Annotated in this window: 15 protein-coding genes; 8 read left to right on the plus strand and 7 right to left on the minus strand. The window is 34.1% G+C overall.

What is annotated here, in order from left to right; translation table 11 throughout:
• Positions 1 to 4 precede the first annotated feature (4 nt).
• Together nusB and QZ659_RS06235 are read right to left on the minus strand one after the other, a co-directional pair.
• Positions 5 to 1,177 carry a transcription antitermination factor NusB gene (gene nusB, locus QZ659_RS06230; RefSeq protein ID WP_291723577.1) on the minus strand — a complete coding sequence of 391 codons (1,173 nt, stop codon included), beginning with the start codon at positions 1,175 to 1,177 and terminating at the stop codon, positions 5 to 7.
• Positions 1,178 to 1,305: 128 nt separating this feature from the next.
• Entirely contained in the window at positions 1,306 to 3,516 is a 2,211-nt protein-coding gene (locus tag QZ659_RS06235; RefSeq protein WP_291723580.1) for a 7TM diverse intracellular signaling domain-containing protein, read from the minus strand.
• A 153-nt stretch (positions 3,517 to 3,669) separates the two neighbouring features.
• On the opposite strand from QZ659_RS06235, the gene QZ659_RS06240 reads away from it, so the two are divergent.
• From QZ659_RS06240 to QZ659_RS06260, 5 genes are read left to right on the plus strand one after another with little or no spacing between them, the layout of a single operon-like run.
• Positions 3,670 to 4,527, plus strand: coding sequence for a glycosyltransferase family 2 protein (locus QZ659_RS06240; protein ID WP_291723583.1), 858 nt, complete (start codon positions 3,670 to 3,672; stop codon positions 4,525 to 4,527).
• Between the two features lie 8 nt (positions 4,528 to 4,535).
• Positions 4,536 to 5,624: an acyltransferase family protein gene (locus QZ659_RS06245; RefSeq protein WP_291723586.1), complete on the plus strand. Its 1,089-nt coding sequence runs from the start codon at positions 4,536 to 4,538 to the stop codon at positions 5,622 to 5,624.
• Between the two features lie 2 nt (positions 5,625 to 5,626).
• Positions 5,627 to 7,543, plus strand: coding sequence for an asparagine synthase (glutamine-hydrolyzing) (asnB, locus tag QZ659_RS06250; protein ID WP_291723589.1), 1,917 nt, complete (start codon positions 5,627 to 5,629; stop codon positions 7,541 to 7,543).
• A gap of 3 nt (positions 7,544 to 7,546) precedes the next feature.
• Positions 7,547 to 8,593 carry a glycosyltransferase family 4 protein gene (locus tag QZ659_RS06255; RefSeq protein ID WP_291723592.1) on the plus strand — a complete coding sequence of 349 codons (1,047 nt, stop codon included), beginning with the start codon at positions 7,547 to 7,549 and terminating at the stop codon, positions 8,591 to 8,593.
• Between the two features lie 36 nt (positions 8,594 to 8,629).
• A complete protein-coding gene (locus QZ659_RS06260; protein ID WP_291723595.1) occupies positions 8,630 to 9,028 on the plus strand; it encodes a hypothetical protein in 399 nt (132 codons plus the stop codon).
• 97 nt (positions 9,029 to 9,125) lie between these two features.
• Here the strand turns inward: QZ659_RS06260 and QZ659_RS06265 are convergent, their stop codons facing one another.
• Positions 9,126 to 9,701 carry a sigma-70 family RNA polymerase sigma factor gene (locus QZ659_RS06265; protein ID WP_291723598.1) on the minus strand — a complete coding sequence of 192 codons (576 nt, stop codon included), beginning with the start codon at positions 9,699 to 9,701 and terminating at the stop codon, positions 9,126 to 9,128.
• A 227-nt stretch (positions 9,702 to 9,928) separates the two neighbouring features.
• Here QZ659_RS06265 and QZ659_RS06270 point away from each other — a divergent pair, with 227 nt between their 5' ends.
• Positions 9,929 to 11,062 carry a glycosyltransferase family 4 protein gene (locus QZ659_RS06270; RefSeq protein WP_291723601.1) on the plus strand — a complete coding sequence of 378 codons (1,134 nt, stop codon included), beginning with the start codon at positions 9,929 to 9,931 and terminating at the stop codon, positions 11,060 to 11,062.
• A gap of 447 nt (positions 11,063 to 11,509) precedes the next feature.
• Here the strand turns inward: QZ659_RS06270 and QZ659_RS06275 are convergent, their stop codons facing one another.
• The 4 genes from QZ659_RS06275 to QZ659_RS06290 form a co-directional block, all read right to left on the minus strand.
• A complete protein-coding gene (locus QZ659_RS06275) occupies positions 11,510 to 11,971 on the minus strand; it encodes a hypothetical protein (protein WP_291723604.1) in 462 nt (153 codons plus the stop codon).
• A gap of 18 nt (positions 11,972 to 11,989) precedes the next feature.
• Positions 11,990 to 12,574: a hypothetical protein gene (locus tag QZ659_RS06280; RefSeq protein ID WP_291723608.1), complete on the minus strand. Its 585-nt coding sequence runs from the start codon at positions 12,572 to 12,574 to the stop codon at positions 11,990 to 11,992.
• Positions 12,575 to 12,767: 193 nt separating this feature from the next.
• Positions 12,768 to 13,157 carry a RidA family protein gene (locus QZ659_RS06285; protein ID WP_291723613.1) on the minus strand — a complete coding sequence of 130 codons (390 nt, stop codon included), beginning with the start codon at positions 13,155 to 13,157 and terminating at the stop codon, positions 12,768 to 12,770.
• 89 nt (positions 13,158 to 13,246) lie between these two features.
• Positions 13,247 to 14,440, minus strand: coding sequence for an acetyl-CoA C-acyltransferase (locus QZ659_RS06290; protein WP_291723615.1), 1,194 nt, complete (start codon positions 14,438 to 14,440; stop codon positions 13,247 to 13,249).
• 265 nt (positions 14,441 to 14,705) lie between these two features.
• On the opposite strand from QZ659_RS06290, the gene QZ659_RS06295 reads away from it, so the two are divergent.
• Together QZ659_RS06295 and lpdA are read left to right on the plus strand one after the other, a co-directional pair.
• Entirely contained in the window at positions 14,706 to 15,068 is a 363-nt protein-coding gene (locus QZ659_RS06295) for a SnoaL-like domain-containing protein (RefSeq protein WP_291723618.1), read from the plus strand.
• A 158-nt stretch (positions 15,069 to 15,226) separates the two neighbouring features.
• Positions 15,227 to 16,618, plus strand: a complete 1,392-nt coding sequence (gene lpdA / locus QZ659_RS06300) for a dihydrolipoyl dehydrogenase (protein ID WP_291723620.1) — start codon at positions 15,227 to 15,229, stop codon at positions 16,616 to 16,618.
• The last annotated feature ends 1 nt before the right edge of the window (position 16,619 follow it).

The following is a 16,619-nucleotide window of genomic DNA, read 5'->3' on the forward strand; positions in this document are numbered from 1 at the left end:
TTTCCTACTGATTATCTAAAAGACCACGACCACTTTTCTTTATTTTGCCCTCGCTCAATAAATATTCTGAAATAGTGTCTAAAATACCATTGACAAACTCCTTACTTTTTGGAGTACTGTAATTTTTGGCAAGTTCTACATATTCATTTATTGTAACTTTTACTGGAATACTTGGGCAATGCAACATTTCACTAATTGCCATTTTCAAGATAAGTACATCTGTTATGGCTACTCTATTGATGTCCCAGTTTTTTAGTCTGTTGCCAATAAGTTCTTCATTTTCTAGGCTTTCGTTTACTGTATTTTGAAAAAGTTCTTCAAAAAATTCTCTATCGTCTTCCCAATTACGAGAAAGCAAGTAAAGTTCTACAGGTTTGTTTTCTTCAATATTTTCTTTCTCTATATTCTTAACTGTCTTGAGTAGCATATTGCGAAGCACAGTACGGTTTTCTGACCAGTAAATATCGTTTTCATCAAAATAACTATCCAAGATTTCATTTTTCATAACAAAATCTCTTGCCAATGTTACGACAAACTCTTGCTCTTGTGGAAAAGTAGGGTTTTCTAATGAGGTATAAGTTTTGTAAAACTCTTCTTCTTTCAATATTTTGAACCAATGTTTTATGGTTTCGGTAGTCCAAGATGTTCCTATCAAGAGTTCTTTGAGTTCCTCATGCTTTCTCAAATGATTGATAAGAGAATTATTGGTAAAGTTTAACTCTGAATCAAATACAACTTCTTTAGCATATTGCCTTGCCTTACGAGAGTTATAGTCAGCTTCTGAAAGATTGGCAAGCTCTATTAAAAGTTTTAGAAGTTTTAAGTAATCGTCGTGAATGCCTTCTGTTTTGATAAGCATTTCTTGTTTTTGATGTCTTCTTTCTTTCTGTATTTGAGTATTGTACATACGCATAGCTTCACTTACAGCTACATCTACTTCTGAATTTTGACTCTCCGATTTCAGACTTTCGTTCTGATAATTTTCTTCAAAAAGTTTTTTGCCCAATGCTCGTTTTTCAGCTACTTCTTCGGCTGTTGGAATGACCATCGAATTGAGATTAGGTTCAAATTTTTGATGGATATAGTCCAAAGCTAACTGGTAGTTGGAACGTTGTGCTTGCTCTAAAGCATACAATGCCTGCATAGCTTTCAGGCGTAAAATACGACGATTTAACATTTTTATATAGAAAGTATCAAAGCGAGTGAATAAAAAGAATAACCATTTGTTACTCCTGTCATTTTAACTAGACTGCAAAAGTACGAAAAAATGTTTGAGTAAAGCAGAATTACTGCCTAGATTTATTTCTACATTCTTATTCCAGCCAAAATTACATCATCAGTTTGTGTATAATCTCCTTTCCATTTCAAAAATTCTCTATCTAAAATTTCTTTTTGTGTTTTCATGGGTAGATTAGAAATTTCAATAAGTTTTTTCCTAAATATTTTACTCATATACTTCATTCCCTTTTCTCCTCCAAATTGGTCTTGAAAGCCATCAGAATACATATAAAAAATATCTCCTTTTTGGTAGGTAATCTCGTGCATAGAGAATGATTTTTCCTTTCTTGATGTTCCTCCAATAGGCGACATAGAACCTTTTGTGAGCAGATGTTCGTTTCCTCGTATATGAAAAAGTGGGTTTTTTGCCCCAGCAAAATAGGCTTTATTTGTTCCTTCTTCAAAAACTAAAATGACGATGTCCATTCCATCCCTAATTTTTGAACCTTTATTTTGTCGTTGTGTGGTAGCTGTTGTAATTCGCTCATCTAGTTTATACAAAATCTGATGAGGTTGCCATGTTTTCTGATTATTGACAATTTCATCTAAAGAATCCACTCCCATAACGGTCATAAATGCCCCTGGAACACCATGTCCTGTACAGTCTGCCACAACAAATATTTTATAGGTTGTCTCCTCTATCGTTATTTTCCTAAGCCAATAAAAATCTCCACTCACAATATCACGAGGATGAAAAAGAATGAAAGCATCTCCTAATTCTTTTTCTATGGCTTCGGTATCGCCCAAGATTGCACCTTGTATGCGTGCTGCATACGTAATGCTGTCTGTCATTTTTTTATTGGTTTCAGTAAGCTGCTCATTTTTCTTATTGATTTGTTCTTTTTGCGCTTCAATTTCTTGTGTGCGTTCTATTACTTTTTCTTCAAGCTCTTGATTAAGTGTGTTTTGTAGAGCTTGGTTTGCTTTGAGTTGAGCAATGAGTCTGCTTTGTGTTTTTTGTTTTTCTCTCTCATTGAGTTTCATTCGGTAGCCCAAACCCATAGAAAAAAGTAGAATTTCTGCAACAATTCCGATTTGTATTACTGCTCCTCCGACAGCTCTAGGAACAAGGTCTAAGAAGTTGAGAATATTTCCAGTAGCTGCTCCAAAAATGAGAGCCAATGAACCAGCCAAGAAAAAATAGATAAGTTTTTTATTTACCTTTTTTCTATTTCTTTTACGATTAATGACGAACAAAAGACAAATTAGTAGCACCAAAATAAATAAAGACTGTACTCCAATAGAAATGAAATATAGAATTGCAATTAGCTTTATATTATAAGTAAAATGATATAGCATCACAAAAGCCACCACACCAAATTGTATATAAATGGCTGCTTTGATAGCTTTGTCTAATTTTGGAACAAGTATTTTTGTCTTTAAAAAAGAACGCATGAATAAGAAGTAAAATGCTACACAAAGCCCTGCAAAATACCATATAAAATGAAATAGCTCTCCATTGATACCATCAAGAGCTAAACTGCTCATGACCATCAAAAACAAGCCTGTTCCTAAAAGATAAAAAGAGTAGTAGAGATATACTTTTTCCTTGTTCAAGATAAAAATTAAGAAGTTATAAAAGACCATTATCCAAATAAAGCCTTGAAAAACGCCTTGTGTTAGGTTTCTATATTTTACATCTTGCTCAAACTTGTCTTTCTTTATGAGTTTCAAATCTGCCTTCATCGGACGGTTATTGATATTTTCATAACGAATAAAGAGGGTTTTTTGAGACTTTGGTAAAAAACTAATTTTTACTTTGGTTTGAGATACCATCTCATCAATATCTCTTTCAGAAGGAGAAACAAAAATGCCATTGCGTTTGTGTCTGTATTCATTTAGGGCTGGCATAGGGTCAAATACATCTACAAAATTCAAATCTTTTCCTAAGTGCAATACCCACTCGTGTTCGTGAGGAAGTGTATTTTTGATAGTAATTTTTACCCAATAGGTACAGTTAGGATTCCAGTTTACTGTATCAGAATACTGAAAAAAGTCATTTTGTAGCCTAACAATTTCTTCAAAGCGTTTCTCTTGATTACAATCTACATACACATACGCCTTTTTGAGCAGACTATCTTGAACAACATTTTCATTCTTTATATCAAAAATAGTATTTGAATAAGTTTCGACAGGTGTATCTATACTCACTTTACCTGTTTTGTTAGTCTTTTGAGACAGAGCAGGAGAAAATATGAGTACAAGACAAAGAAATAATAATAGTTTGGAGAACTTCATTAGGGGAAAATGCTTCGTTATAGTAGAAATATACGAATACTTATTTGTTACTGCAAAAACCAAAAAAATTTATAGTTTTGTACTTAATTTATAATCTTGTGTCCCATCTTTTAGTTTTCTCTCGTTGAGTACGTTCTTGATAGCTTTTATTTTATGACTCATTTCTCATTTATTATTCTTACTTTCAATGAAGAAGTACATCTACCTCGCTTATTAGAATCCATTAAAGATTTGAATGCACCTATTTTTATACTAGATTCGGGCAGTACAGATGCTACTTTATCGATTGCAGAGGACTATCAAGCAAATATACTTTACAATAAATTTGAAAATCATCCTAAGCAATGGGACTTTGCTCTAAATAATTTTGATATTCAGACAGAGTGGATTATTGGGTTAGATGCCGACCAAATAGTTACTTCCGAATTGAGAAATAAATTAGCATTATTCGATGAAAATACTGTTTCAAAAGATATAAATGGAATCTATTTTAATCGAAAAAATTATTTTAGAGGGCGTTGGATAAAACATGGTGGTTATTTTCCAAAATATTTACTCAAAATGTTTCGTAAAGGATATGGGAAATCTGACCTCAACGAAAATATGGATCATCGTTTTGTAGTAGAAGGTAGAACACAGGTTTGGAAAAAAGGATTTTTGATAGAAGAAAATACAAAGGAAAACGATATTTCATTTTGGCTTTCTAAGCACAATAAATATAGCGACCTTGTGGCGCAAGAAGAAGTAGAGCGCATACAAAAACTTCGTTCCCAACACAATACACGAAAGTTTTCTGGAAACCCTGATGAAAGAATTGCATTTCTAAAAAATATTTGGTGGAAATTGCCTCTCTATTGGCGACCTTGTATGTATTTTATATATCGTTTCTTTTTTCAGTTAGGCTTTTTAGATGGGAAAGAAGGACGGATTTTTCACTTCTTACAGGGGTTTTGGTTCAGAGTTATCATTGATATAAAAATAGAAGAACAATTAAAAGCAAAGGAAAAATAATAACTTCAATGCAAAAAGAAAAACACATTATCGGGTTGGATTCTATGAGAGGACTTGCCATTCTCATGGTTTGTCTCTATCACATGTTTGAATCTTTCTTTAGAGGGTATCCAGCATTTGATACTAATGGAGTTTTGCAGTTTCCCCCTGTATATCCAGAAACAGCCAAATACTTTTTTAGCTTTAATCTGCGCTTATCTATTCACTTATTTTTTGTAGTTAGTGGATACATTATACATGCTTTATACAGTAGCAAAACATTTGATATTCAAGCAACTAAAACATTTGTCTTGAAAAGGTATTTCAGAATGGCGCCTGCCTATTATGTATCTATGGTTGTAGCAATTATTGGAGCAATTCTTTTTGGTAGATTTGTCTCTGATTATAAAGACATACTGGCTCACGTACTTTTTATTCATAACTTTTTTGACCAGTATAGCTATTCTATACAGTCTTTGTATTGGACAATGGGTATTGAGTTCCAATTTTATTTGCTTTATGCCCTGCTACGATTCGTTTTGAAAGATAAGTTTAATATAACTTATATTTTTATTGCCTCTTTGCTACTTTCTTTTGGACTACGCCTGTTTTACTATGAACCTGCTTTGGCAGAAGAATTAAGATGGCAATTTATGGACAATACACTAATACGTTTTTCAGATTGGGTAATGGGAGCTTTATTATATGAGCATCGTAAAATTATTTTCCAAATACCTTATAAGATAGTATTATTTATTGCTCTTATTTTAATAGCGTCCTATATGGATAATTTTGGGTTGGCGAGTAGTGTATTTTTAGATGCCACAGCTGCTCTAGGAATGATGTTATTGGTGGCTCATGTTCTTCAGTATAAAATAGAACCAAAATCATTGAAGTTTGTAGGAGTAATGTCGTATAGTTTTTATCTCTATCATTTTATTAGCTACTCTGTTTTTGATGTTCTGTGTAGCAAACTATTTGGTTATGAAAGAGAGCCTTCTTGGGAGCGATTGTGTGTGTTTGTTATAGGTTTTTGTATAACTTTAGGAGTCGGATATATTATGTATAAGGTAATAGAAGAACTCGCTGTAAAATACTTTAAGAAAAAACTCAAATAGATATGTGTGGAATAAATGGAATTATAGATTTTTCGTTGCAAAATAATGTTCATAGAGTTGCTTCTATGAATAAGGCAATGGCACATAGAGGCAGAAACAATGAAGGCATTTGGAAAGATGAACAAACAAATAGCATAACATTAGGGCATCGTCGCCTTTCCATTATTGACCTTTCTAGTGCAGGAAACCAACCTATGCACTCTCACGATGGACGCTATGTTTTGGTTTTTAATGGAGAAATTTACAATTATAAAAGCCTTCAAAAGCAATTAGATTATCCTTTCAAATCAGATTCAGATTCAGAAGTGATTTTGGCTGCTTTTGCAAAGTGGGGAATAGATTGTGTAAAGCAGTTGGAGGGAATGTTTGCCTTTGCTTTATGGGACAACTTTGATAAAAAGCTATTTTTAGTTAGAGATAGATTAGGAATAAAACCTTTGTATTATTACAGAGACGAAAATAAGTATATTTTCTCATCAGAAATGCGTTCTATGTTAGCTTCTGGTCTGATTCCCAAACATTTAGACCAACATGGGTTAGAAGATTTTTTGCGCTACCAAACGGTACACGCTCCTCGCACCATGATTGAAAATGTCCGAATGCTCCTACCTGCGCATTATGTAGAGATTTCAGAGACAGAATGGATAGAAAAGTGTTACTGGCAAGCGCATCATACGGAGCAGGAAATAGGAAAAGATTATAAAACCATTAAGAAAGATATTTACCAACGGCTAAACGAAGCTGTAGAGAAACGTTTGGTAGCAGATGTTCCGTTTGGAGCATTTCTTTCTGGGGGAATAGATTCTAGTATTGTGGTAGGGCTGATGAGTAAGATGTCTAATACGAAAGTCAAAACTTTTTGTGTTTCTTTTGATGAAGAAGAATTTAGTGAAGCCAAGTATGCTAAGTTGATTGCTAACAGGTTTGGGACAGAACACCACGATATTCGTTTGCACCCTAAAGATTTTTTAGAAGTGATTCCAAACGCTCTCTCTGCGATGGATCATCCGAGTGGAGATGGAATAAATACATACATTGTCTCTAAAGTAACCAAAGAAAAAGGCATCGATATGGTGCTTTCGGGTTTAGGTGGAGATGAGCTTTTTGCTGGGTACGACCTTTTTAAAATGCTCAATAAGTTTAATAACAACAAATGGATAGGAAAACTTCCTGTTTTTTTGAAGTCAAATGTAGGCAAACTAAGACAAAAATATCGTCCTTCGGTGGCTTCTGACAAACTCTTTGGTTTGCTTTCTCAAAAAGACTGGAAACTAGATTATACTTACCCACTTATCAGACAAGTTTTTTTAGATGAGCGTATCAAATCGTTCTTGAAAAAAAATGAGTTGAGTGAAAACCGAGTAAGTGCTGCCTTCAAGAGTTTGGCAAGGCAAAAAGATTTTAGAAAAATGCCATTTTTATCTCAAATTTCGGTAGCCGAGCTTTTTACTTATTTGCAAAATGTTCTTCTGCGTGACTCTGACCAAATGAGTATGGCGCATACCTTAGAAATTCGTGTGCCATTTTTAGATTACAAACTAATTGAGTATGTTTTGCAAGTGCCTGATAGTTTCAAATACCCTCATTCTCCAAAAAAACTTTTGGTAGATTCAGTAGGCGAATTGCTTCCTTCTGAAATAGTCAATCGCCAAAAAATGGGTTTTACACTGCCTTGGCAAATTTGGCTTAAAAATGAATTGTTTCGTTTCTGTGATGAACGAATAGAAAGTTTAGCTAGTCGTCCAGAATTTAACTATGAAAGTATTACAAAGGTATGGAGACAATTCCTAGACAACGACCCTAGAGTTTCGTGGGCTAGAGTATGGAATTTAGTAGTATTGGAAAATTGGTTGCAAGAACATGGAATTTCTACTTTTTCTTCTCTTGCAATTCCTTCTTTAGATTCTAAATTAGTGTAAACATTGAAAGTCGTTTATCTACATAGAAAGCCACGGCAGTTTGGAAATTTTAGTATTGAATCTTATTTTGAAGATATTCGCTCTTATATTCCTTCTATTGCTGAAAATATAGAACCTATTGTCTATCAGTCTCCTTTTTTTAGTGATGGAATTATGCCACGCATTAAAAATATTTTGGATGCCAAAAAACAGACAAAAAAGTTAGAAAGCGACATCAATCATATTACAGGAGATGTACATTTCCTAACGATGGGCTTGAATCTTAAAAAAACAATCCTTACCGTCCACGACTGTGCTTTTTTAGAACAACACGATAATTCTTTCAAAGGAAAACTCAAAAGACAGTTTCTTAAAACCTTTTGGCTAGATATTCCTGTCAAGCAAGCTAGATTCATAACAGCTGTTTCGGAAGCTACAAAAAATGAGATTGTAAAACATACAGATTGTAATCCAGAAAAAATTGTAGTTATTCCCACTACCATCTCGCCAAAATTTGCAGAAGCTACTCAAAACTATAATCCTAAAAAATTTAACACAGAAAAACCTGTCATTTTACAACTTGGAGCAGCTTTTAATAAAAACTTAGAACGTCTTTTTGAAGCCTTAGAAGGAATAAACTGTACGCTTCATATCATTGCACCCCTTTCAGAACATCATTTTGAGTTATTGAAAAGACACAACATTGACTACAAACACGAAGACAAAGTAAGTTTTGACGAGCTTATTTTGGCATATAAAAATTGTGATTTGGTTTCTTTTGTTTCTACCATTGAAGGTTTTGGAATGCCAATTATTGAAGCACAGACGTTGCAAAAGCCAGTCATTACAAGCAATGTTTCTTCTATGCCGTGGGTGGCTGGAGAGGAGGCTTGTTTGGTAAATCCTTATTCAGTAGAGGAAATCAGAAACGGCATTTTGAAGATTATAAATGATGAAGAATATAGAAACAATTTGATAGAAAAAGGGCAAGAAAATATTAAAAGATTTGACCCACAAACAGTTGCTAGACAATATGTAGCATTGTATCAAAAAGTAGCAAAAGAGCGTTAGGATAATAAAAACCAAATTTTACTCTAAAAAACACAAATGAAAAAAATAATCATCTTATTATTCGCCACTTTACTTTTTGGCTGTATCAAATATAAAAATGGAAAAACTTTTGATGAAGATGTCAAAATAGAATCTCTAGGCGAACCTATCAAGATAGAATACTATCAACGAATGAGAACACAGAATAGCAATGAGTTAGAGAAAAATCCAGCCTTCCAAATTACAGAAAAAGCTAAAATTAGTGGAGCGATGAGTGAAATCAAGACAGCAAAAGATGCTGGACTTTGGAAAGGAATTTGGGATAAAGTAATTATCACTTATCCAGACACAATTTTACAACTTAGTGTTTCTGAGAAGAAGATAGGATATTACGACCACTTGTATTACTTGAAAGAAAATAATTTTATAGAAAGACATTTGAAGCAACAAGAATAGTGATTTTGTTTTAACCATCGTGTAAGGAAAAGGCATGCCTTTTCCCTAACAACAAAAAATATTTTTGCCATAGTTGGTGTCTCCACCAACAACACGATTACACCACACCACTTTTGAGTTGATTGTACAAATATGCCTTTGCAACTGTCCAATCTCGTTTTACAGTGGCAGGAGAAATTTCTAGTGCATCAGCAGTTTCTTCGATAGAAAGACCTGCAAAAAAACGACATTCGACTACTTTTCCTTGTCTTTCGTTAAGGTTTTCTAAGGTTATTAAGGCTTCGTGTAGGCTCAAAATATGCTCTCCTACTTGCTCATCTGGAATAATATTTTCTACTTTCTGAATATCAACATCGTGTTCTTTTCCTCCACGCTTTTCGGCTGTTTTCATTTTGGCATAATTAACCAAAATATGGCGCATTGCCTTAGCAGCCACAGCAAAAAAATGTCCTCTACTGACATAGCTCTGATTGTCTTGGTCGGAGAGCTTGAGATAGGCTTCGTGTACGAGAGCAGTTGTATTGAGTGTGTAATTTGCCTGCCAGCGCACTCTTAGGCTGTGTGCTACCTTAACAAGTTCATCATAAACTAAAGGAAAAAGTTTTTCCATTGCTTGTGTATCGCCAGACTGTGCTGCTGAAAGAAGCTGCGTGATAGGTGGTATATTTGTCATAATTTTGTTTTGTGTCGTACTTTGTTGGTTATGTAACGGCAATAATACGTCCAATATTGATTTTGTTATATTTTCATCATACCCTCTTTATAAAAAAGTTGTTTAAGAATGTATTTTTGTATTCTTATCGGTACTGAACTATCGGTCTGACCTTGGTTTATTAGGTCAGTCTCGCCAGAACAGACCTTCAATAATTTGTTTTTTCTCTATTCTTAAACAACTTTAAAATGAAATTTCATATTGTCCATCTTTCCACTCCTAAAAATTGGCGAGGAGGCGAACAGCAAATCGCTTATTTAGCTACTGAATTAGATAAAAAACAGATACAGCAAACTGTTTTGACTCCTCAAAATTCTTCTCTTTCTAATTTTATTCGAAAATATAGAAATGAAAATTCAGATTCTGTATTGCAAGTAAAAGATTTACAAGGAAGTTCGAAATTTGGACAGGCTCGTTTTTTAGCTCGTTTTTGTAAAGAAAATAAGGCAGATATAGTTCACTTACACGATGCACACGCCCATACGATAGCCGTTCTTTCAGCCGTTTTTTTTCAAAACAAAACAGACTTTACATTGAGTAGAAGGGTAGATTTTCCTGTAAAGGATAATTTTTTTTCAAAGTATAAATACAATCATCATTCTATCAAGAAAATTGTCTGTGTATCGGATAAAATTAAGGAAATTACAGCTCCAAGCATAAAAAACAAGACAAAACTCACAACAGTTCATAGTGGAATAGATTTGAGTAAATTTGAAAAAAATAATGCTCAAACCGAAGTTTTAAAACAAGAATATAATTTAGAAAAAGACACTATTTTGATAGGCAATGTAGCTGCACTTGCTCCACATAAAGATTATATTACTTTTCTAGAAACAGCCAAACAGCTCATTCCAAACCTAGAAAATATAAACAAGAGGGTTCGTTTTTTCTTAATAGGAAAAGAAGATGGTTCGGAAAACGATATTCAAAATTGGCTTCATCAGAACAAAGAAATCAAAGATTATTTTATCTTGACAGGCTTTAGAACTGATATTCCAATTATTTTAAAAGAGTTAGATATATTTCTATTTACTAGCGAAACAGAAGGCTTAGGAACAAGCATTTTAGATGCTTTTGCCAGCCGAGTTCCAGTTGTGGCGACGGCAGCAGGAGGAGTTCCTGAATCTGTCATTAATGAAAAAACAGGGTTACTTTCCCCCATCAAAGATACTACCTCTTTGGCTGAAAATGTAGAGAGAATGTTGCAAAATGATGAGTTAAGACAGAAGTTAGTAGAAGGGGCAACAAAGCATTTACAACACTTTACCAAAGAAAATACAGCTAAGAAAACCCTAGAAATATACAAGGAAATAAGAAATTAGAAGGCATAAAAAAATCCTTTCTTTTACTAAAAAATGGAAAGGACTTTGTCTTTATATTTTAAAAAGTGTAACCGAATAGTTAAAAAATAAGTAGTTGTAAAAAATTGACTTCTTTCACTTTAGAAATCTCAACCTACCTACTATTCAATCTTGACTTTCTATTTGAATAAACTTCTAAAAAATAATGTTCTGTTAAAAATGTTGAGAGCAATTCTCCCAAAGCAGAAGCAGTTGAAAAGTTTACATCAAAATTATTTTCTGTATTTGATCTACATAGTTCAAAGCCTTTGCCAATACAGAAAAATTATAGTTTTTATGAAGAAAAATATATAAAAGGCGATTTTAAGACAATGAAGGGTGTTTTTTTATTTTTAGGAAAAAAATTGGATGAACCATTTTTTTCAAAATGAAAAGGTGTTTTTCCATTATGAAAATTGAATGGGGAAATTATTCTTTGTTTTTAGCTTCTTCTGTCTTTAGATTTCTAAAAGATTTATTCATAAATTTTTCAAATTCCTCAAAGCCTTTGTATTCTTGTTTGCTAATCCCTATTTTTTTAAGTTTTTGAGAATTTTTATCTTTGAGAAAACTAAGTTCAATGATTTTATATACATCATTGAAGGTCTTTATTTCTACTGAGCTCCAAACTTTCAAGTCTTGAAAAGCCCATTTTTTCTTAGGTAAAAATAAATATGAAACTATCAGTTCTTGTTTAGAAAACACAAAAGAAGTTGGCATAAAGGCAATTTTGAGAAAAAGTAAGAATACAATCACTCCTGCCACTCCTAGTATTAAAAACTTCCAGTTGGTTTCCAAAGAAAGCGACCAAGCAGCAATTCCTACTATGCCCACACAAAAAACAGTAAGGGAAAAAAGTGTTTGAAACTTAAATGAAAGTTTGTTTTTCATAATCAGATACTAATTTAATTATTCTTCTTCGTCCTCTTCTTCCTTTAAATCTTCTACCAAATTGGAAACAGATGTTATTGATTTTTGAGGAGAAATAGCTAAGAGTTTATCTACATATAAAAGTAAAATATCAAGATGTTCGAACATCTCTTCTGCGTGAGGCAAAAGTCTTTCTGCATGAGGAAGCAAAATTTCACTATGAGGAACTAACTTTTCAACGTGAGGCAGAAGAATATCTTTATACTTTAAGAGCAAGTCAGTGTAAGGTAAAAGAATATCCAAATATGGCTCAAAGATATGGAAATAAGGCAACAACTCTTCAGAATGTGGTAGCAGTTGGTCGGCGTAGGGCAACAATTTTTCTGCATGAGGAGCTATTTGGTTGGCATAAGGTAAAAGTTCATCTTTATAAGGCAAAAGTTTTTCTATATGAGGCGCAAGCAAAGAAGATTGGGGCAGTAGATTATTTGCATGTGGCATCAGTTCGTCTGCGTGAAAAAGCAAACGAAAGCTATGGGGCAGTAAAGAAGGCGCATTCCGAAAAAGTTCGGGTGCATTCTTCGCAAATCCTTTTATTAAATTTCTATATTTTTTGTTAGCCACCTTTTTCTGAATTGTAAAGACTGATAGTATAGATTTTTTGAACCCAGTTTTTCAATGCTATGGGTTATTTAACTTAGTTTCAACTTGTTTGAAGAAAAATTAGTTTATGAAAAAGGATAGGAAAGTGAAAATTTTAAAACCCTAAATCTAATTTTTTAGATTTAGGGTTTAGAATATTGCAAAAGTACAAAAATTATCCTTTTGCTGCTATACAAGAAATTTCTACACGAACATCTTTAGGCAAACGAGAGACCTCAACAGTTTCTCTAGCAGGAGGATTTTCCTTAAAATATTCTCCATACGCTCCATTGATAGCTCCAAAATCATTCATATCCTTCACAAAAATTCCACATTTCACAACATCAGAAAAAGATAAGCCAGCAGCCTCTAAAATCTGTTTCATATTGTGCATTACTTTGTGAGTTTCTTCTTCTATGCTTTCGCCATTTTGCCCTGTAATTTTTCCAGTTTTGGCATCCATAGCAATCTGTCCAGAGACAAACAAGGTATTGCCATGCCAAACAGCTTGACTGTAAGGACCAATCGGAGCAGGAGCATTTTCTGTAAATACGATTTTTGACATTTTTATATTCAATTACGAATTGAAAACCAGCAAAGCTAAATAATTATTCAGCGTAGCTAATTATCCATTCTTCATTATTAATTAAAAAACTATTTCTTCAAGTTTTCAATGATAAGAGCCGATGCTCCACCACCTCCGTTACAGATAGCAGCCAAACCGTATTTTCCATTATTTTGGCTCAAAACATTAGTAAGTGTTGTAACGATTCTTGAACCCGAACAGCCAAGTGGGTGTCCTAAAGAAACTGCACCACCATTTACATTTACAATTTTAGGGTCAATATCTAACTCTTTGTTGAATGCCATTGTTACAGCCGAAAATGCTTCATTTACTTCAAAGAAATCAATGTCATTTTTTGTAAGTCCTGCACGTTTTAAGGCTTTTGGTGCTGCAATAGTTGGAGCAGTTGTAAACCATTGTGGTTCTTGTTCTGCATCTGCAAAATCTACAATACGAGCGATAGGTGTAAGTCCAAGTTCTTTTACTTTCTCCCCACTCATCAAGATAGCAGCCGAAGCACCATCATTTATAGTAGAAGCATTAGCCGCCGTAACTGTTCCATTTGGTGTAAAGACAGCTCTTAGACTAGGGATTTTGTCAAATTTCACTTTTTTGTACTCTTCATCTTCACTCACTACCACTGGGTCGCCTTTTCTCTGTGGAATCTCTACTGGCACAATCTCATCTTTGAATTTTCCTGCATCAGTTGCATTCTTAGAGCGAGTATAAGATTCAATAGCATACGCATCTTGTGCTTCACGAGTAAGACCATATTTTTCAGCCGTTTTATCAGCACTCACACCCATAGCAGAGTTGTCATACGCATCAGCCAAGCCATCACGCATAAGTCCGTCTATGAGAGTTCCGTGTCCGTAGCCATAACCACCAAAGCGAGCTTTATCTAAGTAGAAAGGTATATTTGACATACTCTCCATACCACCAGCCACAACAACATCAGAATGACCTAGCATAATGCTTTGAGCAGCAAACATAATTGACTTCATACCAGAAGCACATACTTTATTTACTGTCGTACACTGTACAGAATAAGGAAGACCTGCCAAAACAGCAGCTTGGCGAGCAGGAGCTTGTCCAAGATTAGCTGAAATCACGTTACCCATATATACTTCTTGTACTTCCTTAGGGTCAAGATTTATTTTTTCTAATGCTCCTTTTATTGCTGTTGCTCCTAGTTGAGTTGCTGCTATTGCTGCTAAAGAACCATTAAAACTGCCTATTGGAGTACGTACTGTCGAAACTAAATAAACTTCTTTGAGTGTCATATAAATATATTTTTATTTATGTAAATGTTGTATTGAAAAAATACTGATTGTGCAGTAATTGAGTAGTCTGCAAGTTACGAAAAATGCCTCACTTTTGCTCAATAAAATGATTAGCCAAAGGGTTTTGAGAGAGTAATAAAAGTAATGTTAATTTTTTTAGCAAAGCTATTTTTGTTAGCAATTTTAGGTAAATAATTCTTATATTGTTGAAAAATTCTACCAGCTATATTTTTTAGTATATCATTTTACCAAACACTATTTAATCATGACAACAGAACAAATCGCCAACCGTTTAGTAGAACTTTGCAGAGTAGGTAATTACGAGCAGGCTCAAAAAGAACTCTATCATCAAAATGCTATTAGTGTAGAGCCTGAAGGAATACCTAACAATAGAGTAGAAGGCATGGAGGCTATTAGCAGAAAAGGAGAAGAATGGGCTAAAAATGTAGTAGAAGTACACGGAGGTTCAGTTTCAGACCCTATTATATCTAAAGACCATTTTTCTGTTATTATGGGGTATGATGCTACTTTTAAAGATAGAGGAAGACTTAAAGAAGATCAAGTAGCTGTCTATAAAGTAGAAGATGGCAAAATTACAGAAGAACGCTTTTTTTATTCTATGGGTTAAAATAACCTTATAAGCCATCTAATTCTTGCTAATCCTCATGCAATCACATTACAAAAAGTAATTCTGATTTAGAGGATTAGCATTTTTTTTTATTGCTTTTCAAGTCTTATCTTTGAAGTATTAAAAATTAGAAAACCTTAATCCAATCAATACATTTTATGGCAACTTATGATTTAATAGTAATCGGTTCAGGACCGGGAGGTTATGTAGCTGCAATTCGTGCTTCTCAACTTGGAATGAAAGTAGGCGTAGTAGAAAAAGAATCTCTAGGAGGAATCTGTCTGAACTGGGGCTGTATTCCTACAAAAGCACTTTTAAAGTCGGCACAAGTATTTGAATATGTACAGCATGCAAAAGATTATGGCATTGAAGTAGGCGACTCAAAAGTAAATTTTGGCGATATGATTGGTCGTAGCCGAAATGTAGCTGGTGGAATGAGTAAAGGAATTGAATTTTTATTCAAAAAGAATAAAATTGATAAAATAATGGGCTTCGGCAAATTAGCTGGAAAAGGCAAAGTTGAAGTAACAGCAGAAGACGGCAAAAAACAAACATACGAAGCCAAAAATATAATCGTTGCAACAGGTGGACGTGCAAGAGAGCTTCCAAACCTTCCTATCGATGGAAAGAAAATTATTGAATATCGTAAGGCAATGTCATTAGAGAAGCAGCCTAAAAGTATGGTAGTTGTAGGTTCTGGAGCAATTGGGGTTGAGTTTGCTTACCTTTATAACTCTATTGGAACAGAAGTAACGATTGTAGAGTTTATGGACAGAATTGTTCCTGTTGAAGACAAAGATGTTTCAAAAGAATTGGAAAGACAGTATAAGAAAAAAGGAATGAAAATCATGACTTCTTCGGAAGTAACAAAAGTAGATACTTCGGGTAGTGGCTGTAAAGTAACTGTCAAAACAAAAAAAGGAGAAGAAGTTTTAGAGTGTGATGTAGTGCTTTCTGCTGTTGGAGTAGCTACAAACTTAGAAGGTATCGGACTAGAAGAAACTGGCGTAAAGACAGAAAAAGGAAAAGTAATTGTAGATGATTACTACAAAACTTCTGTCGATGGTGTATATGCTATCGGAGACATCGTACACGGTCCTGCTCTAGCACACGTAGCGAGTGCAGAGGGAATTATCTGTGTGGAAAAAATTGCTGGACACCACCCAGAGCCACTAAACTATGGAAATATCCCAGGGTGTACGTATTGTGTTCCTGAAATTGCTTCTGTTGGAATGACAGAAGAAAAGGCAAAAGAAGCTGGTTATGAAGTGAAAGTAGGTAAATTTCCGTTTTCTGCTTCTGGAAAAGCAAGTGCAGCAGGTGCAAAAGAAGGTTTTGTAAAAGTTATCTTTGATGCAAAATATGGAGAGTGGCTTGGAGCGCACATGATTGGTGCAAACGTAACAGAAATGATTGCAGAAGCTGTTGTAGCAAGAAAATTAGAAACAACAGGAATGGAAATCATCAAATCAGTTCACCCACATCCAACAATGTCAGAAGCTGTAATGGAAGCAGCAGCAGCAGCGTATGATGAGGTAATTCATATTTAAA

This window comes from Bernardetia sp. (assembly GCF_020630935.1).
Classification (GTDB): domain Bacteria; phylum Bacteroidota; class Bacteroidia; order Cytophagales; family Bernardetiaceae; genus Bernardetia.